The following is an 18717-nucleotide window of genomic DNA, read 5'->3' as shown; positions in this document are numbered from 1 at the left end:
CGGAGCGCCTTGTTTCACCGGCAAATAAGCGGTTCGGCGCGGGGCGTCAAAGCCGTTCCGTGCGGCGGCTAAGGCTTGCCGACCACGCTCGCCACCGCCTTGGCCCAGCCGCCGAGCCGCGCCGCGCGCGCCGCCTCGTCCAGCGCCGGCTCGAACGTCTCGACTGCCCCGCGCATCGCGCTCGCCGCGTCGAGATCGGCGAACAGCCCGCACCCCACGCCGGCCAGCATCGCCGCGCCCAGCGCGGTCGTCTCGGCAAACGCCGGCCGCTCGACCGTCAGCGCCAGCACGTCGGCCATGTCCTGCGCCATCCAGTCGTTGGCGACCATCCCGCCGTCGATCCTCAGCACGCCCCAATCGGCGCCGTCGGCCGCGAACGCGGTCTTCAGGTCGTGCGCCTGCAGCGCCATCGCCTCCAGCGCGGCGCGGACGATATGTGCCCGCCCGCTCGAAAAGGAGAGGCCGGTGATGCTGCCGCGCGCCTCGGGCTCCCACCACGGCGCGCCGAGCCCGGCCAGCGCCGGCACCAGATAAACGCCGCCATTATCGGCCACGCTACGCGCCAGCGTCTCGGTCTCCGCGGCGGTTTCGATCAGCCCGATCGTGTCGCGCAGCCACTGGATCAGGCTGCCGGCAACGAACACCGAGCCTTCGAGTGCATAGGCGCGCTTGCCGCCGAGCTGCCAGGCCACCGTCGCCAGCAGCCGGTGGTCCGATGTCGGCGGCGTCGCCCCGGCATGGGTCAGCACGAACGCGCCGGTGCCGAACGTCGCCTTGGTCTCTCCGCGCTTGAGGCAGGCCTGCCCGATGCTCGCCGCTTGCTGGTCCCCCGCGACGCCGGCGATCGCGATGCTGCCGCCGAACGCGCTGGTCGTGCCGATCGGCCCCGCGCAATCGATGATCGCGGGCAGGGCGGTGTGCGGCACCTTGAACAGCTCGACCAGCCCGTCGTCCCATGCCCCGCTGCCCAGCGCCATCAGCGCGGTGCGGCTGGCGTTGGTCGCGTCGGTGACGTGCAGCCCCCCGGTCAGCTTCCAGATCAGCCACGAATCGATCGTGCCGATCGCCAGCCGGTCGCCGGCGTCGCGCACCGCCTCCCAATGCTCCATCGCCCAGGCGATCTTGCTCGCTGAGAAATAGGGATCGAGCAGCAGCCCGGTGCGATGCTGCACCATCGGCTCCAGCCCCTTGTCGCGCATCGCGCGGCACATCGCGGCGGTGCGCCGGTCCTGCCAGACGATCGCCGGTGCCAGCGGCTGGCCGGTCTTTCTGTCCCAGAACACCAGAGTTTCGCGCTGGTTGGTGATGCCCAGCGCCGCGATCCGCGTCGGCCCGCCCGCCTTCACCACCATCGCCCCGGCGCAGGCCAGCGTCTCGCGCCAGATTTCGGCGGCATCATGCTCCACCCAGCCGGGGCGGGGATAATGCTGCGTCAGCGCGCGCGCCTCGCTGCCGTGGCAGGTGCCATGGGCATCGAACAGCATCGCCCGCGTCGAAGTTGTGCCCTCGTCGATCACCAGCAGGAAGTCGCTCATCGCGCGAGGCTAATCGATTTTGTCGTCGCGCCCAATCGTTCGTGCAATGATTACAATCGGGCCGAATCCGGTTAAGCCTGTAAACAAGCGTATCGGTAGCGAGAACGACAGTGGCGACCATTCAGGACGATCCGACCGCGAGCCCGGCGCCGCCGTCGCCGCGCCCCGGCGCGTTCGGCCTGGCGCCGCCCGCGCTCGACAATGTCGACGCCGCCGAGCGTGTCGAGATGCGCCGCGACCGGCTGCTCGCCGGGCTCACGCTGATGATCGGCATCGGCGTCGCGATGGCGGCGCCGTTCGCGCTGCAATTCGGCGCCACCTTCTTCCTGCCGGTCACCGCGGCGCTGGTAATCGCCGTCGCGCTGGTGCCGGTGCTCGAATGGCTCGAACGGCATCATTTCCCGTCGCCGCTCGCAGCCCTGGTCTGCGTCGTGCTGTTTCTCCTCGCCGCCAATGTCGCGCTTGCCGCGATCGTGGTGCCGGCGACGCAATTCTTCCGCCTGCTGCCCGAGCGGATCGATCGCATCCAGACCAACATCGCGCCGCTGCTCGAACTCTATTCGACATTGCAGCGCTACGTGAACCGCACGCTCGAACACCTCATCAATTCGAGCCAGCACCCGGCGAGCACGATCGCCGCCGCGCCACCCAATTCGCTGCTCGAGCTCACCGCCACCTCGGCGCCCACCGTCATCATCCAGGTGTTCTTCGCGATCCTCGTCGTGTTCTTCTTCCTGTCGGGCTGGACGCGGCTCCGACGCCGCACGATCACCAGCCGGTCGAGCTTCGGCGGTGCGATGGCCACGGCGCGCGTCATCCAGGCAGTGGTCGACGATACCTCGGCCTATCTCGGCACGATCACGCTGATCAATTTCGCGCTCGGGCTGATCGTCGCGTTCGGCCTGTGGCTGGTCGGCATGCCCTATCCGCTGATGTGGGGCGGCATCGTCGCGTTGCTCAACTACATCCCCTATCTTGGCCCGATCATCGCCGCCTTGCTGATGGCGCTCGGCGGGCTGATGGTGTTCACCGATTTCTGGACGGCGATGATCCCGCCGGCGATCATGATCTGCTGTCATCTGCTCGAAGCCAATGCGGTGACGCCGATGATCGTCGGCCACCGCCTGACGATCAATCCGCTGCTGATTCTCATCTCGCTGAGCTTCTGGGGCTGGGTGTGGGGCACGCCGGGGGCGCTGCTCGCGGTGCCGTTGCTGATCATCATCCAGACCATCATCGGCGCGGCCGGCAAGCCCGACATTTTCGGTTTTCTCTTCGAACACGGCACCTTGATCCGCGATTATCGGCGCACCTCGGACGATGCCGACGAAGCGTTGCGATGATCGGTTGACAGCCTCGCGCGGCTCGCTTAGGTGCGCCGCCTCACGCTTGGTCCAAGCGGGTGTAGCTCAGTTGGTTAGAGCGCCGGCCTGTCACGCCGGAGGTCGCGGGTTCGAGCCCCGTCACTCGCGCCACCCTTGATAAGGTGGCGCCGATCCGGTCCGGCGCGTTTTCCAAAACCATTTTCCTACACGGCCGAAATCTGCCTTAACCTCGTGGATGGCAGATGATCGCTTCGACTCGCCCTTCGACGCCAATGCCGTCGAGCCCGCGCCGCACCGCGCGATATCGCGCGAGCTGCTCCACTTTCTCCAGTTCGAATCGTCAACAGACAGAAAAGTCGCGGAAAAATATTCAACTAATCGGTTGACTAAAAATCTCCGCCGCGCCAAATTCAACCGTATGGTTGAACAACGACTCGACTCGACATTCGCCGCGCTCGCCGATCCCACGCGGCGCGGCATGCTGGCCGCGCTCACCAGGGGCGAATGCAGCATCGGCCAGCTCGCCGAGCCCCTGGCGATGAGCTTCGCCGGCGCCGCCAAGCACGTATCGGTGCTCGAACGCGCCGGGCTGATCGAGCGCCGCAAGGCCGGCCGCCAGCAGCTCTGCCGCCTGAAGGCCGAGCCGCTGGCAGAAGCCGAGGCATGGCTCCGGCAATGGCACCAATTCTGGAGCGCCAGCCTCGATCGCCTCGAAGCGCTGATCGCCGAGGAACAGGAGCGCGCGGAATGAGCAAGGCAACCCCATTCCTGATGTTCACCGGCCGCGCCGAGGAAGCGCTGACTTTCTATGCCGCCTCCGTGCCCGGCGGTCGGATCGACGCGATCGATCGCTACGGCCCGGGCGAGGCCGGCCGCGAGGGCAGCGTTCGCTTCGCCGAAGCGACCCTCGCGGGCTTGCGCGTGTTTGCGATCGACAGCCCTGCGGTCCATGCCTTCGATTTCACGCCGTCGTTTTCGCTGATGCTCGATTGTGCCGATCTCGCCGAGTTCGAGCGATTGGTCGAAGTGCTCGGCGAAGGTGGCGGGATGCTGATGCCTCCCGGCGATTACGGGTTTTGCAGCCGCTATGCCTGGCTCAACGATCGCTTCGGCGTGTCGTGGCAAGTGAGACTGGCATGACCGGCCTCGTCGTCACGCTCACCCGAGCTTTCGCCGCCACGCCCGAGCGCGTGTTCGATGCCTGGCTCGATCCCGCGCAGGCCCGTCGCTTCTTGTTCGCCACGCCGGATGGCGAGATGACCAAAGTCGACATCGATCCTCGTGTCGGTGGCGACGCGCTGATCGTCGAGCGGCGCGGCGACAAGGAGGCGCTTCATCGCCTCCGCTACGAGGTGATCGATCGTCCGCACCGCCTCGTTTTCCTGTTCAAGGCGTGCATCGCCGGCGGACCGGTCGCCGACGAATGGACCCGCGTGACGGTCGCGATCGAAGCCGAAGGGCAGGGTGCACGCCTGACGCTGACCCACGAGGGCGTCTGGCCCGATTTCAAGGACAAGACCCGCGAGGGCTGGACGATGATCCTCGCCAGCCTCGCCACGATATTGGAGAGCGATCATGGCTGATACCGACGTCATCACTGCCCACGAACTGCGCTTCGAGCGCCTGCTCGATGCGCCGGTCGAGACCGTCTGGCGCTATATCGCCGACGATGAGCTGCGCGCGCGCTGGTTCATGGGCGGCCCCACCGACCCGCGCCCCGGCGGCAGCATCACCTTCACTTTCGATCATGATCGCTTGTCCGATGGCGATGTGCCGATGCCCGATCGCTTCCGCGCCAATGTCGGAAAAAGATGGAGCGAAAAGGTCACGCGCGCCGAGCCGCCGCATCTGATCGCCTTTGCCTGGGTCGGCGGCGAGGCCGGCGAGGTGACGATCACGCTCGAACCCGCCGGGGAGAACCGCACTCGCCTCGTCCTCCATCACACCGGCCTGCGCGGCCCCGATGACGCGCGCAATTTCGGCGGCGGCTGGATGGCCCATCTCGCCGCGCTCGAAGCCCGCGTCGCCGGCCGCCCGGTGCCCGATTTCTGGGCGATTCACGCTGAAAAGGAGGCTCAGGCCAAAGCGGCGGTCGAGGCCGGATGACGAACGGGTCTGCGGATGGGGCGGGGGCCTATCCCTGTCGCGCCTTCTGCAGCGACCCCGCGATTCGCCGTGCGAGTCCCCGCGGGGTGAACCGGATCGAGGCCGCCATCGTCTTGTTCATCGCCCCCGATACCGCCACAGCGCGGTTCGCCTTCAGCGCCTTGAGCCCGTCGGCGACGACCTGCTCGGGCGCGCTCGCGAAGCGCTTGAACAATTCGCTGTCGCCCATGTCGGCGATCTCGGCGAACTCGGTCCGCGTCGGCCCCGGGCACAGCGCGGAAACATGCACGCCTCTGTCTTTCACTTCCTCGTGCAGCGCTTCGGAAAAGGAGAGGACGAACGCCTTGGTCGCATAATAAACCGCCATCCACGGCCCCGGCTGGAATGCCGCCGTCGAGGCGACGTTGAGGATTGCGCCGGATCGGCTCGCCAGCATGTCGGGCAGGAAGCCGTGGCACAATTCCATCAGCGCCCGGCAATTGAGGTCGATCATCCGTGCCTGCATCGTCCGGTCCATTTCGGCGAAGGCGCCGCGGGCGCCGAAGCCGGCGTTGTTGACCAGCAGATCGACCGCGAGCCCCTGTCGCGACACCGCCTCGACGAGCTTGCCGACCGCACTTTTCTTGGCAAGGTCGGCGGCGAACACATGCGCGTCGACGCCATGTTTCTCGCGCACCAGTTGCGCCAGTTGCTGCAAGCGATCCTCGCGCCGCGCGACGAGGATCAGGTCGTGCTTCTCCCGCGCCAGCGCCAACGCGAAATGCGTGCCGAGCCCCGCCGATGCCCCGGTTATCAATGCAGTCGCCATCGTCCGTCCGTCTCAATGATGCCGGTGCATTCTATCTCAGCACGCCGGCGACGGCGAGACGGTCGAATCCCGCTGTGGGACGCGCCTTCAGACGATCTCGAACAGTCCCGCCGCACCCATCCCGCCGGCGGTGCACATCGAAACGACCACCCAGCGCGCGCCGCGCTTGCGCCCCTCGATCAGCGCGTGGCCGACCAGCCGGCTGCCGGTCATCCCGAACGGATGGCCGACCGCGATCGCACCGCCGTTGACGTTGTATTTCTCCGGATCGATGTCCAGTGTGTCGCGGCAATAGAGGCATTGGCTGGCGAACGCCTCGTTCAATTCCCACAGTCCGATATCGGCGACCGACAGCCCGGCGCGCGCCAGCAACTTGGGCACCGCGAACACCGGCCCGATCCCCATCTCGTCGGGCTCGCATCCCGCGACCTGGAAGCCGCGATAGATGCCCAGGATTTCCTTGCCCTCGGCCTCGGCGGTCTGGCGGTCCATCACGATCTGCGCCGAGGCGCCATCGGAAAGCTGGCTGGCGTTGCCCGCGGTGATGTTGCTGCCCGGCCCGGTGAACTGCCCGCCCGGCCATACCGTCTTGAGGCCGGCGAGCGCCTCGGCTGTCGTCCCCGGCCGAATGCCTTCGTCCTGGCCGATCGTCACGGTCTCGCTGCCCGTGCGGTTGCCCTGCTTGTCGAACAGCGCTTTCTCGACGGTGATCGGCACGATCTCCTCGGCAAAGGCGCCGCTGGCAAGCCCCGCCTCGGCGCGCTGCTGGCTTTGCGCGCCATAGGCATCCTGCGCCTCGCGGCTGATGCCGTAGCGCGCGGCGACGATCTCGGCGGTTTCGATCATCGGGATATAGGCCGCCGGCACCTTCGCGGTGACGCTTTCATTGATGTAGCGCGGCGCGTCCTTGGTCACGGTGAAGCTGATCGACTCCATGCCGCCCGCCAGCGCGACGTCTGCCTCGTCGGCGATGATGGTCCGCGCGGCCAGCGCCACCGCGGTCAATCCCGATCCGCACTTGCGGTCGAGCGTAAAGGCCGGCACCGATTTGGGCAGCCCGGCGGCGAACAGCGCCATCCGCCCGGCATTGCCGCCTTGCGTCCCCCATTGGTTGCCGACGCCCCAGAACACGTCGTCGATCCGGGCAGGATCGATCCCGGCGCGCGCGACGGCCGCGTTCATCACATGCGCCGCGAGCACCGGCGCCTCGGTCGCGTTGAACGCACCGCGATAGGCCTTGCCGATCGCGGTACGGGCCGTGGCGACGATGGCTGCTTCGCGCATGACGAATCCTCTCCATATTTCGGGTATCGGGTATGTTTGTCCGGCGTAGCGGATCGCACGATTGTTGCAAGTCCGGGAACCCGATCGCCGGTTCATGCCTTGGCATCGCATGGAAACCACGGTGCATTTCCCGGCCTGGCTGCATCTGCTGGCGGCCGCCTCGCTGGCCGTCGCCGGTATCTTTGCCCTTCTCATCTCGCTCGACGAGCTGCGCCGGCCGCAGAAGATGTGGATCATGAATCTGGTCTGGCCGCTCACCGCGCTGTTCGGCAGCGCCTTGTGGTATTGGCTTTATCGCCGTTGGGGGAGGACGGGCGCGGCGAGCCAGGAGGATACGCCGTTCGCGATCATGGTCGCCAAGGGGGCGAGCCATTGCGGCGCGGGGTGCACGCTCGGCGACATCATTGCCGAGTGGCTGTGTTTCGCCGTGCCCGCGGTGGCAATGTGGTTCGGCTGGCACAGCTGGACCGAGGAAAAGATCTTTGCCGTGTGGATTCCCGATTTTCTCGTCGCCTTTGGGCTTGGCGTGTTGTTCCAATATTTCACGATAAAGCCGATGCGCGATTTGTCGGTGGGGCAGGGTATCGTCCAGGCGCTCAAGGCGGATATCGCCTCGATCTCGGCGTGGCAGGTCGGGATGTACGGCGCGATGGCGTTGATACAGTTTGCCTGGTTCCGCCCGGCCTATGGCGGGACGGCCGAAGTCGCGACGCCCGAATTCTGGTTCGCGATGCAGCTCGCGATGCTGGCCGGTTTCGCAACCGCCTATCCGGTCAACTGGCTGCTGATCCGCGCCGGCGTCAAGGAACGCATGTAGACTGCACGGTTTCTCCATATCGCGCGGATCAGCCCGCGATCCCCCGCCGCTATCGCCGGTTGACTATGCCGACGACTGCCGCACCATGCGCCGCAATGAGCCACCATATCCTTGTCGTCGATGACGATCCGCATATCCGCGAACTGCTTGCCTTCGCGCTCGACAAGGCCGGTATGACGGTTACGGAAGCCGCCGACGGCGAGGCGGCGCTGGCGGCGATCGAGCATCATGTGCCGGACCTGATGGTGCTCGATATCAACATGCCGCGGCTCAATGGCCTCGACCTGTGCCGCCAGTTGCGCGGCTCGGGCGGTGCAGCGGCGGGCTTGCCGATCCTGTTCCTCTCCTCGCGCGACGACGAGATCGATCGTATCGTCGGGATCGAGATCGGCGGCGACGATTATGTCGTGAAGCCCTTTTCCCCGCGCGAAGTTGTCGCCCGCGTCGGCGCGATCCTCAAGCGGGGCAGGGCGCCCGCGGCCGAGCAGGCGGGCGCGATTGCGCACGGCAAGCTGACGCTCGATGCCGATGGCTGGGAAGCCCGCTGGAACGGCACGGTGATTGCGCTCACCGCGACCGAATTCCAGTTGCTCCAGATTCTCGCCCGGAACCCCTCGCGGGTCTTTTCGCGCGATGCCGTGATCGACCGGCTCTATGGTCCGGGCTTCGCGATCACCGATCGCACGATCGACAGCCACGTCCGCAACCTGCGCGCCAAGTTCGCCGCCGCCGGCTGCGCCGATCTGATCGAGACGCGCGCCGGGATCGGCTATCGGATCGGTGGCTGCGCTTGATCGCTTGGGCGAAGGCGATTGCCAAGGCGCATTGGCCGGCGCTCAGCCTGCGGACGATCCTGTTCGGAACATTGCTGTTCGTCGCCGCCTTGCCGGGCGTCGCCGCGCTCTCGCTGCGCGTTTATGAAAACACCATCGTCCAGCAGACCGAGGCCGAGCTGATCGCGCAATCGGCGGTGCTGGCCGCGGCCTATCGGGTCGACTGGCTCGCCGGCCGCCCCGATACCGATCCGCGCAAGATCGCGCCCGAACCGCCGACGATCGACCTTCGCGCCATGCCGATCCTGCCGCCGCAGCCGGCCGCCACAACGGGGCCGCCGCCGATCCCGCGCGCCGCGGCGGTTGCCCGTGCACTGTTGCCGGTGGCCAACGACGCGGCCTCGATCACGCTGGCTGCCACCCGCCTGCTCGACGCGCGCGGCACGGTGCTGATCGGCCACGCCGATACCGGCATGAGCTATGCCACCCTGCCCGAAGTGAAGACCGCGCTTGCCGGCCGCAGCGCCACCGTTCTGCGCCGTCGCGCCGGAGAGGCGCCGCATCCCTGGCTGACGTTGCTGAGCCGTGCGTGGGGCGTGCGTGTCCATCACGCCCGCCCGGTGCTGCTCGACGGCCGGGTGATCGGTGTCGTGATGCTGTCGCGCACGCCGCGCGGCCTGTTCCTCGGGGTCTGGCAGGATCGCGGCAAGATCCTGCTTGGCATCGCGGTGATCTTCGCGGTGTTGCTGGTGCTCGCCGGGTTGCTGTCGCGCGGGATCGCGCGGCCGATCGACGCGTTGGCGCGCGCCAGCGAAGGCGTCGCGCTCGGTGCCGTCGCAATGCCCGAAACACCGCCGACCGCCGCGATCGAGATCGCGCGTCTCTATGACAATTTCCGCGCCATGGCCGAGCGGATCGAGCGGCGGTCGAATTATCTGCGTGACGTTGCCGCCGCCGTCAGCCACGAATTCAAGACGCCGCTCGCGGGGATCACCGGCGCGCTCGAACTGCTTGACGAGCATGGTGCGGCGATGAGCGACCCGGAACGCCGCCGTTTTCTCGCCAATGCCACCGCGGATGCCCAGCGCCTGTCACGCCTGGTGCAGCGGTTGCTCGATCTTGCCCGCGCGGACATGGCGGTTGCCGATCGATATGCCGCTGCCGACGTCGCGGCGGTCTGCAACGTCGTCGCCGACGCTTTCCGCGGCGATCATTTCGCGCCGGAGGTGGCAGTGCCGGCTGGGGTGACCGCACGGATCGCGCCCGAAATCCTGGCGACGGTGCTGGAGACACTCGCCGAAAATAGCGTTCAGGCGGATGCTTCGGCCTTGCGCTTCTCCGCCACGCGGGAGAGCGGCAACGTCTTGCTGACCATTGCCGACAACGGCTCCGGCATCGCACCGACCGATCGCGAGCGCGTGTTCGAGCCCTTCTTCACCGGTCGGCGCGAGGCCGGCGGCGCCGGGATGGGGCTGGCGATCGTGCGCTCACTGATCGCAGCTGCGGGCGGGACGATCGTCGCCCAGGACGCGGCGGCCGGCGCAATATTCACGATCACGCTGCCCGCAACCACCTGAAATGGATCAGAACGGCAGCCATTTCTCGTGGTGCGAGAATTTCATGTAGCCGACATTGACGCCGGCACGCCAACCGACGCCCAGCCGCACGGGGATCAACACGACATTGCCGCTGCGCAGATAGGATGCCGAGAAGCCACCGACGAAATAGACGCGGCCCTCGCCCGCCGGGAAGCGCTTGTAGAGTTCCTCGCTGTCGTAAAGATTGTAGACCAGCACGAACACCTTGTTGGCGTCGCCGCCGACGTCGAAGCCGACCGAGGGGCCGGTCCAATAGACCGGCTGCTGGCCCTCGATCTTCGAATAGAGCACGCCCGAGCCGTAGCGCAGCCCGACGACGAACGCGCCCGAGGCCTCACGGCCGGCGATATAGGCATTGGGCTGGCCCTGATCCTTGAGGATCTTCTCGATGATGCCGGCGAGCCCTTCCGCGCCCTTGCCGAACACGCCCTCGGCCGCGCTCATCAGGTCGTCGCGATTATAGGTGTCGGCGGATTGGGTAACGGCATTGCGCTGCGCCTGCCCGCCGGGAGCAGCTGGCGCCGCATATTGGTTGCCCTGCGTATCGGCGGGCGCGGGCTGCTGCGGCGCTTGGGCCGGCACCGGATAGCCGTTGTCGGCGGATGGCGTGCTGTAATCCTGGCTGCCCGGGTCGACCGGCTGGCCCTGATCCGCGGTATTCGCCTGGGGGGCGGCGGGCGCCGGCGTGATGTCGCCATCGATCGCGGCATTGGGGTCGATCGTCTTCACCTGCGCGCTGGCAGGCGCCGTCGAGACGGCAAGACTCGCCAGCGCGATCAAGGAAAATTTCGACAAACGGCGCATGCGACGACCCCCAAACCTACGATGTCGCTAGGTTAACCATGGTGCGGCTGACCGTGCAATGAATGCGGCGACGACCCGAGTCGATTTCGCGCCCGATGAAGGTGATCGCGCCCATTGATCGCGCTGCCGCGCATCGCTATAGCCGCCGCTCGGCGCTTAACCGGAGACGTGGGTGAGTGGCTGAAACCAACGCTTTGCTAAAGCGTCATACGGGAAACCGTATCGAGGGTTCGAATCCCTCCGTCTCCGCCAGTCCCTAAATAAGTGTTCCTAATCAATTGGTTGAAGCGTTATTTCGAATTCCCCGAGCAGGATTCGAATTGATGGGCCAATCTTCGGCCGATTGACGAGCCGGAGCAGGAATCGCGTCAGCCGCGTGTAATAGGTGCGGTAGAGTTCCTCGAACGCGTCGATATCCTTCCGCCGGACAGCCGCGATCAGGCGCTCGTCGTCGTCGCCGCGCTGGCCTGGGTCATGGCGTTGCCTTGTCGCCATCGCTTCGTTCACTGGTCGCGTTCCTGCCATTGACGATGACTTAGTGCCGTCGAGCGTTCGAAAGGTTTCACAGGCACCATTTTGCGCTCCATTGCCCGGCATGCCAATCGCCGCGACGGACGCCGGTCAGAAAGAAGCTGTCGCAAGCGTGGCCGCTGAAGGCGCCTGGGATGTTCGATCGCCGGCCGACGGTAACCATGCATGGATCGGATCAGCGGCGGGCCCTGAGTTCTCGTGTCCGCAAACCCGCACGGTAGGGCGCTCCGTATCGGTTCACCGCACGCACCGCCCGAATTATCCGCGCGATCGGCCTTTCTCCCAGGCGCATTCATCTGGGCGCAAGGTTGGTCCGGACACGCCCGCAAATCCGTATCTGAGATGCGCAATTAGAGACCGCATATTTTTGCCGGGCAAGACATGGTGGCTACGACAGTCGAGTGCGCCAAGATGGCGATATTGGCTGATCGAGAAACGGTGATCGCGCAGGCCCGGCCGCTGGAGTAAAAGGAGTAACGAAATGGGTGCTGTTTCCAAGGGTTCTAGATTTATCCTTCTGTTTTCTTTGGTTGGTGTTCCGGCGACAGCCGGTTGGTCCGCGCAGCAGCAAGACGAGGTAGGTGCCGACACTACGACGACCGTATATGGATCGCCCCCGGCCGATCTGTCCGGCCTGCCTGAGGGGCCCGACGTCGAAGGGATCATCTCCGCCCGAAACGGGCATACGATGCAAGTCACGGGCGCTGACGGCAGCAACACGGTCATTAATATCGCCGATGCCACCAAGGTCAGTTCGTCCGGGGGCTTCCTCGGGCTGGATCACGATAAGCATTCCGCAGAAGCGCTGCTCGATGGCCTGCCGGTTTCGGTTAAGACGTTAAAATGGGGCGATGGTCTGATTGCGACCGAAGTTCACCTCAAGAACAAGGATCTCAAAACCGCGGCGATGATCCACAACGGCACCGATCAGCGCTTTGCCGAGCAGGGCGCGGCGATCGATAAGAACGCCGCTGCGACCGAAGCACTGCGCGGTCGGGTGGGCGATATCGATCAGTATGACGTCAAAAGCACGACGAACGTGAATTTCGATACGGGCAAGGCGGTATTGTCCGCCCAAGCGAAAAACGACCTCTGCGCTACGGCGACCGCGGCCAACGGTATGGATAACGCCCTGTTGCTGGTCGTCGGTTATACCGATTCCACGGGAAGCGCCGAATTAAACCAACAACTCAGCGAGAAGCGTGCCGGCCGCGTGGTCAACTATCTTCAGCAGACATGCGGTTGGAAGCCATATCGAATGCTTACCCCCACCGGCATGGCCGAAGCCGATCCGCTGGCGAGCAATGCCACGGCCGAAGGCAAGGCGGAGAATCGCCGCGTTGCAGTGAACGTTTTGGTCAGCAAGGGCCTGGACGGGATGTGAGGCGCGAGGGGTGGGCCAAGGCCCACCCCGCTATTCGGCCAGAACAAGCTCATTCGGTCGCGATGACGATAGCGCAATCACAATCGCAGTCGAAAGGCGCTTTGGATCGGTTGCCGGTTGCGGAGCGGCTCGGCTTCTGTGGCGTAAAGGTCCGCGTGGCCGGATCAATGCGACGCGAGCGCGGCAGCCGGATCGCCATAAACGATGCCGCGTCCATCGGTGCCGATATAAACGCGACCGAATTGCTTGGGATCACCGACGATACAGCGAAAGCGCAGGCCCCATTGGTGCGCGGCGTCGTTGATGCGGCGCCATTTGTCTCCACCGTCAACCGAACGCCACACTGCCTCGAGTCCGTCGCGTGTGCCGATTGCGTAAAGCGCGGGCCAACGGCTGCCCGGCGCCGCCTTGCCCAAGCCGTAATAAGCGAGCGAGAGCCCTTGCGCGGTCCGTTGCCACGTATCGCCGGCGTTGAGCGAGCGATAGAGCGCGTCGCCGATGCGCAGCCACAGCGCGCCAGCCGCGCCGGGGGTTGCGCGCATGGGATTCTGCGCCTCACGCCACGTCACGCGGGCACCCGATAGATCGGGCGGCAGACCGCGTCCGGCGACCGGATGGAATTGCTCACCACCATCGTCGCTCCGCAAAACCCGATTGGTGGCAAAATCGATCGCGTAGAAGCGATGGGCATCGGCCTTGTCGGCGGTGATCCGCACGCGTGGCGGCAGCCCGCGCACGGGATGCCATGTCTTGCCGCGATCGCGCGTCAGAACCGGCGAGGCGCCGCCTACGACGAAGGTTTTGCCGTTGGCGGAAACGACGATCGGCGCATCACCGGTTTCCACGGGAAGAGGCGCATTGTCGGCCGACACGACGTGCGGTGGATCAAGCGGCTGCCAGTTCTCGCCATTGTCGCTCGACCATGCGAGCGTCGGTCCTGGCACTACGCGGCTGTGCGCGCTGCCGCTGCGCACCATGATGTCGGGAGCGAGCCCGGCATAATCGAGCGTGTTGGTGTTCACCAGAAACGGATGGAGATGGAGGTGCGCCGGCGATTTGGCGAGGTCAGTATGACGAAATCCCGCGATATCGCCGAAGCCCGAAATCAGTGCCGCCCCACCGGTCGGACTCGCCATCGTGATGATTGCGGTCTGCTCAATCCCGGCGGTCCATGGTGTCCATCTCATCGTGCCGCCGGTGTCGAACTGCTGTGTCGCATAGACGGTCGCGCCGGTGACATAAGCGGCGTGCGTGTCGTCGAAGGGGTCGATCGCCAGCCCAGCGATCCAGTGACCGAAGTTCGGCGCCGCGCCATCGAGATTGAGAAATGGGGTTGCGCTAACATCGCGGGTGCTGCGTTTCCACAATGCTTGCCAATGGCGGCCGGCATCCTCAGAGCGCCAAACGGTGTCGACTGGGTTCGTGCGATCGACGGTGCTGACCGCGATAAGTTGGGGATCGCGCGCCGATACGGCGACGCCCATGTAACCGCCCGGCGGCGCGTCGGGCCGCTTATCGGGAGTAACGTCGGTCCACCTGCCCGACGCCGGATCGTAACGCCAGACCGCGCCGCGCGTGATGCCGTTGGGGCCGATGCCGTCGCAATAGGCGATGGTCAGTATTCCATCGCCGCCGATCACCGCTTTGACCGGCAGCAAAGCGGGATCGGGGCCGCCTTCCACCTGCCGCCAATGTTTCCCGTCGTCTTCGGAGACGAATAGGTGATGGGGCCCGGGATCGGCGCTGGCGACGAATATCCGGCCCGGCGTGTGCGGCGCGAACAACACGAAGCTCAGTCCGCCGTGCGTCGAACGGCCGTTCGGCACCCCTAAACCGGGAAGCGGGAAGCTGGCCACCTTGCGCCAATGACGGGCGCCGTCGTCGCTCCGCCACAATCCCTGATGGCGTGAGCCGAACAGCAAGGTATTGGTCCGGCGCGGGTCGATTGCCAGGCGCTCGCCCAGCCCGCGACCATCCTCATTGCCGCCCATCCGGAATGGCACCGGCACAATTTGCCAATGCGCCCCGCGGTCGGTGGAGCGCAGGATCGCCGCCGCGCTGCGGGACGACATGCCGACCGCAAGATAAACAATATCGGGATCGACCGGATCCGCCGCGATACTCTCGACTCCCATGTAGCTGCCGGTCGCGATCGAATCCTCCAGCGGCGTCCACCGGCCGACCGCGCCATCCCATCGATAAGCGCCCCCCATGTCGGTGCGGAGATAAGCGAGCCCGCGCGCTGCGCGGCTGAACACCACGTCCGGGGCAAAGCCGCCGCCACCGACGGAAACCGATCGCCAGTTGTAATCAATCGAGGAGCGCGGCGCGCCCAAAACAACCGTGGAGGTCAGCGCGAGCGCTAGGCCCAGGGCAATGTGACGAGCCGACAAATTTCTCTCCCGTCGATGGCCGATCGAGGATTGTTTCGGCCATTTGTCAGATAACTTATTACATAATAATAATTTATCTCGATTATCAGACAAGACTTGCTCTGTTTTGCCTTCGCTTTTAAGATAGCGCTACCTTAAGTGCCAGACAAAGAAGAATCGTATGACGCGCGGCACGCCGATGCGGACATGCGATCCAGAGGTGACGGCTCACGGGGAGAGGGAATTGAAAGTGCACCAAATCGATATTTTCAAAGGGCTTATGGGCCGAAACAAAATGGCTCGATTGGCCGGTGTTTCGGCGCTGGCAATGTGCGCCGTTGCCATGCCGGGCGCCGCTTATGCGCAAACCGGCGATACCGTTACCGCGACGCCCCAGGATGCCGATCAATCGACTGGCACTGCGCAAACCGACACTAAACAACCGGCGGCTCCAGCGGATATCGTCGTTACCGGGCAGCGCGCCGCGATTCAGAGCGCGATCCAGATCAAGCGCAATGCTTCCGAAATCGTCGACTCGATCACGTCGGATGACATTGGCAAGCTGCCCGACCGCAGCGTGACCGAGGCATTGCAGCGCGTCACCGGTGTGACGATCGATCACTTCATCGCGCGCAACGATCCCGATCATTTTTCGGTCGAAGGGTCGGGGGTGAATATCCGCGGCCTCACCTTTGTGCGCTCGGAGATCAATGGTCGCGACAGCTTTAGCGCCAATGGCGGCCGCAGCCTGAGCTTCGAGGACGTGCCGCCCGAGCTGCTTGCCGGCGTCGACGTGTACAAGGACCCCAGCGCGGATCACATCGAAGGCGGCATCGGCGGCCTCGTCAATCTGCGCACGCGTATGCCGTTCGATCAGAAGGGGCAGGTGCTCAGCATCGCCTATTCGGGATCGATCGGCGATTTGCGCAACCAACTCGAGCCCTCTTTTTCGGGGATCTACAGCAACCGCTGGCACACGCCGATTGGCGAGATCGGCTTCCTTGTCGATGCCGCCTTTTCACGCAGCGCGACGCGCACCGATGCCGAGCAGGTCGAACCCTATTACCCGCGCACCGATCTCGTGCCCGGCAAGACGGTCTATATTCCCAAAGGCATCGATTGGCGCCAGCTCGATTTTACCCGGCGGCGGTTCGGCCTTTACGGCGCCCTGCAATGGAAGCCGGCGGACAATCTCGATTTCGCCGCCACGTTCTTCCAGTCGAACTACAAGTTCCACTGGGACGAACACGCGATCTTCGCGCAGACCAACGCCTACAATATCGTGCCCGCGCCGGGTACGCAGTTCACCTATGACGACAACGGCGTATTCCAGAGCGGTACCGAGACCGACCCCAACCCGGGGGACGGCGGTGGCATGCCGTTCAACGATGACGTGCGTAGCGCCGATCAGAAGTCGGTGACGACAGATATCGCCGGTACGATCACCTGGCGTCCGACCAGCCGTTTGACCGTCAAGGGCGACCTACAGCACGTTCACGCGACGCTCACCGGGCTCGATTCGACCGTCGCGACCGGCGTGATCCTGCCCAGCCAGACTATCGATCTATCGGGGGGCTTGCCCAAGCTTTCGGTCGACGAGAATTACCTCGCCGATTCGTCCAATTATTATTGGGCGTTCACCATGGATGAGCGTCAGCACAACGTCGCCAACGAATGGGCCTATCGAGCCGATCTCGATTATGACCTCGATACCGGCGGCTTTCTCAAGAGCTTCCAGTTCGGCGGTCGCATGACCAATACCAAGGCCGATAACAAGGGATCACCCTATAATTGGCAGCCGGTCAGCCAGACCTGGCAGGTTCCCGGAACGCTTCCGCGACTGGCCTATTTGTCTGAATTCCCGTCGGCGAGCCAGCTCTTCAACTTTGGCGGCAACTTCTATCATGGCGGCGCCGATGTGCCGACCCGCGTCGTGTTCCCTGCGACGTCTCAGGCTACCGGATATCCGGACACCTATTTCGCGCTACACGACATCACGACCCAGCTGTGTCGGGAGATCCATACGGCAGCGGATTGTCCGACATTCGCCCTGGCGGCCTTCGGCGATGCTCAGACCAATATCCAGAGCGAAAACACCTATGCGCTTTACGGTTTGCTGAAGTTCGGTTTCGATGATCAGGGCGTGCCATTGACCGGCAATATCGGTCTGCGCTGGGTAAAGACCGATATGAGCGCCGACGGCTTCGTGGTCGAGCCGCAGCCGATTTCCGGTGCGCCTCCGGGTGGCCCGGTGTTCACGGGCGCGAGCGATCCCATCGTCGCGAAAAACAAATACAGTTATTTCCTGCCGACGCTCGATCTCCTTTACAAGATCACGCCCAATCTTCAGGCGCGCTTCGCTGCCGGGCGGCAAATGGCGCGGCCGTCCTTCAGCCAGCTTCAGGCCTATACGCCGCTCTCGGCGTCATACGACACCACCACCGGCGCCTACAATTTCTCATCGACCGCGTCGGGCAATCCGTATCTTAAGCCCACCATTTCGAACCAGGCAGACGCGGCGCTTGAATGGTATTTCGGCACGGCCAGCTCGTTGACTGCAACGGTGTTCTACAAGCATCTCGACAATATTATCCGCAACGTCGAGACGCCCTATGAATTCCACGGGACCACTTTTCCGCTGGTTCAGCTGCAGAATGTCGGCACAGCCAACGTCAAAGGGTTCGAGCTTGGGTATAACCAGGCTTTCAATTTCCTGCCCGGCCTTCTGAGCGGTTTCGGCATCTCGTCGAACTTCACCTATGTCGACAGCTCTACCCACATCAACGCGTCTTCGCTGCAAGCGAACAGCGGCGCGTTTGCCTCGGCCAACGGCGTCGATACCAACGGCACGATCTTCGGCAACCTGCCTCTCGAAGGCTTGTCGAAATATAGTTACAATCTGACCGGCTATTACGAGAAAGGGATCATTTCGATCCGTCTGGCCTATAATTGGCGCAGCAAATATCTTCTCGCGACCAACGTCAACGGCACGCAGGGAAGCGATGGATCGCCGCTGACGCCGGGCGGCGTTTCCTGCGGTGATCCGAGTGATCCTGCCGCGAGCCACTGCGTCGTTTGGGGGCTGCCGACCTGGAACGGCTCCTATGGTGAACTCGACGGGTCAATCTTCTTCAAGTTCAACCATGACAAGATCTCGCTCGGCCTCGAGGCGCAGAATCTCACCAATTCAGTCAATCGAGTGCTGATGCAGCAGTCGTTCGGGATGATGGGGCGCGCCTGGTTCCAGAGCGATCGCCGTTATACGGCTTCGGTTCGGGTCAAGTTCTAACAGCTTCCTCCCTGGGTGGAGAGCCGTCCCGCGGGATTGGCTCTCCCCCATTTTTCTTTCGATCTAAGGTGGCGCAATGGCGATGGGGCGA

16 protein-coding genes and 2 tRNA genes are annotated in these 18717 nt (G+C 64.6%); 12 read left to right on the top strand and 6 right to left on the bottom strand.

Annotated elements, in window-relative coordinates; all coding sequences use genetic code 11:
- Nucleotides 1-68: 68 nt before the first annotated feature.
- A complete protein-coding gene (locus K7G81_RS07910) occupies nt 69-1535 on the bottom strand; it encodes an FGGY family carbohydrate kinase (protein WP_223030240.1) in 1467 nt (488 codons plus the stop codon).
- A gap of 227 nt (nt 1536-1762) precedes the next feature.
- Here K7G81_RS07910 and K7G81_RS07905 point away from each other — a divergent pair, with 227 nt between their 5' ends.
- The 6 genes from K7G81_RS07905 to K7G81_RS07880 all read left to right on the top strand — a co-directional run bounded on the left by K7G81_RS07905 (nt 1763) and on the right by K7G81_RS07880 (nt 4966).
- Nucleotides 1763-2878 carry an AI-2E family transporter gene (locus tag K7G81_RS07905; RefSeq protein WP_223030676.1) on the top strand — a complete coding sequence of 372 codons (1116 nt, stop codon included), beginning with the start codon at nt 1763-1765 and terminating at the stop codon, nt 2876-2878.
- A gap of 55 nt (nt 2879-2933) precedes the next feature.
- Nucleotides 2934-3010 (top strand) — tRNA-Asp (locus K7G81_RS07900).
- A gap of 268 nt (nt 3011-3278) precedes the next feature.
- Nucleotides 3279-3611, top strand: coding sequence for an ArsR/SmtB family transcription factor (locus K7G81_RS07895; RefSeq protein WP_223030239.1), 333 nt, complete (start codon nt 3279-3281; stop codon nt 3609-3611).
- Nucleotides 3608-4000 (top strand): VOC family protein, encoded by a 393-nt coding sequence (locus K7G81_RS07890; protein WP_223030238.1) that lies wholly within the window; start codon nt 3608-3610, stop codon nt 3998-4000. Before K7G81_RS07895 ends, K7G81_RS07890 begins: the two co-directional genes overlap by 4 nt.
- Nucleotides 3997-4443 (top strand): SRPBCC family protein, encoded by a 447-nt coding sequence (locus K7G81_RS07885; protein ID WP_223030237.1) that lies wholly within the window; start codon nt 3997-3999, stop codon nt 4441-4443. Before K7G81_RS07890 ends, K7G81_RS07885 begins: the two co-directional genes overlap by 4 nt.
- Entirely contained in the window at nt 4436-4966 is a 531-nt protein-coding gene (locus K7G81_RS07880; RefSeq protein ID WP_223030236.1) for an SRPBCC family protein, read from the top strand. Before K7G81_RS07885 ends, K7G81_RS07880 begins: the two co-directional genes overlap by 8 nt.
- 28 nt (nt 4967-4994) lie before the next feature.
- On the opposite strand, the gene K7G81_RS07875 is transcribed toward K7G81_RS07880, so the two are convergent.
- Entirely contained in the window at nt 4995-5774 is a 780-nt protein-coding gene (locus K7G81_RS07875; protein WP_223030235.1) for an SDR family NAD(P)-dependent oxidoreductase, read from the bottom strand.
- Between the two features lie 87 nt (nt 5775-5861).
- Nucleotides 5862-7058, bottom strand: a complete 1197-nt coding sequence (locus K7G81_RS07870) for an acetyl-CoA C-acyltransferase (RefSeq protein ID WP_223030234.1) — start codon at nt 7056-7058, stop codon at nt 5862-5864.
- Nucleotides 7059-7152: 94 nt separating this feature from the next.
- Here K7G81_RS07870 and K7G81_RS07865 point away from each other — a divergent pair, with 94 nt between their 5' ends.
- From K7G81_RS07865 to K7G81_RS07855, 3 genes are all read left to right on the top strand, one after another.
- A complete protein-coding gene (locus tag K7G81_RS07865) occupies nt 7153-7875 on the top strand; it encodes a DUF4396 domain-containing protein (protein ID WP_255586781.1) in 723 nt (240 codons plus the stop codon).
- A gap of 95 nt (nt 7876-7970) precedes the next feature.
- The gene (locus tag K7G81_RS07860) at nt 7971-8669 is read left to right on the top strand and encodes a response regulator (RefSeq protein WP_223030233.1); all 699 of its coding nucleotides are present in this window, start codon (nt 7971-7973) and stop codon (nt 8667-8669) included.
- Nucleotides 8666-10225 (top strand): sensor histidine kinase, encoded by a 1560-nt coding sequence (locus K7G81_RS07855; protein WP_223030232.1) that lies wholly within the window; start codon nt 8666-8668, stop codon nt 10223-10225. Before K7G81_RS07860 ends, K7G81_RS07855 begins: the two co-directional genes overlap by 4 nt.
- Nucleotides 10226-10231: 6 nt before the next feature.
- Here the strand turns inward: K7G81_RS07855 and K7G81_RS07850 are convergent, their stop codons facing one another.
- Complete coding sequence (locus tag K7G81_RS07850) at nt 10232-11050, bottom strand: DUF1134 domain-containing protein (protein ID WP_223030231.1); 819 nt, start codon at nt 11048-11050, stop codon at nt 10232-10234.
- A gap of 162 nt (nt 11051-11212) precedes the next feature.
- On the opposite strand from K7G81_RS07850, the gene K7G81_RS07845 reads away from it, so the two are divergent.
- Nucleotides 11213-11302 (top strand) — tRNA-Ser (locus tag K7G81_RS07845).
- Between the two features lie 18 nt (nt 11303-11320).
- On the opposite strand, the gene K7G81_RS07840 is transcribed toward K7G81_RS07845, so the two are convergent.
- Nucleotides 11321-11557 (bottom strand): hypothetical protein, encoded by a 237-nt coding sequence (locus K7G81_RS07840; protein ID WP_223030230.1) that lies wholly within the window; start codon nt 11555-11557, stop codon nt 11321-11323.
- Between the two features lie 505 nt (nt 11558-12062).
- Here K7G81_RS07840 and K7G81_RS07835 point away from each other — a divergent pair.
- Nucleotides 12063-12965, top strand: a complete 903-nt coding sequence (locus tag K7G81_RS07835) for an OmpA family protein (protein WP_223030229.1) — start codon at nt 12063-12065, stop codon at nt 12963-12965.
- A gap of 164 nt (nt 12966-13129) precedes the next feature.
- Here K7G81_RS07835 and K7G81_RS07830 read toward each other — a convergent pair whose 3' ends face one another.
- Entirely contained in the window at nt 13130-15358 is a 2229-nt protein-coding gene (locus K7G81_RS07830; RefSeq protein WP_255586780.1) for a beta propeller repeat protein, read from the bottom strand.
- A gap of 274 nt (nt 15359-15632) precedes the next feature.
- On the opposite strand from K7G81_RS07830, the gene K7G81_RS07825 reads away from it, so the two are divergent.
- Entirely contained in the window at nt 15633-18626 is a 2994-nt protein-coding gene (locus tag K7G81_RS07825; RefSeq protein WP_223030228.1) for a TonB-dependent receptor, read from the top strand.
- Nucleotides 18627-18717: the final 91 nt, after the last annotated feature.

It is taken from the genome of Hephaestia mangrovi, assembly GCF_019880555.1.
In the GTDB taxonomy this organism is placed as follows: Bacteria; Pseudomonadota; Alphaproteobacteria; order Sphingomonadales; family Sphingomonadaceae; genus Sphingomonas; species Sphingomonas mangrovi.
This window is presented reverse-complemented; position numbering and strand designations above follow the sequence as displayed.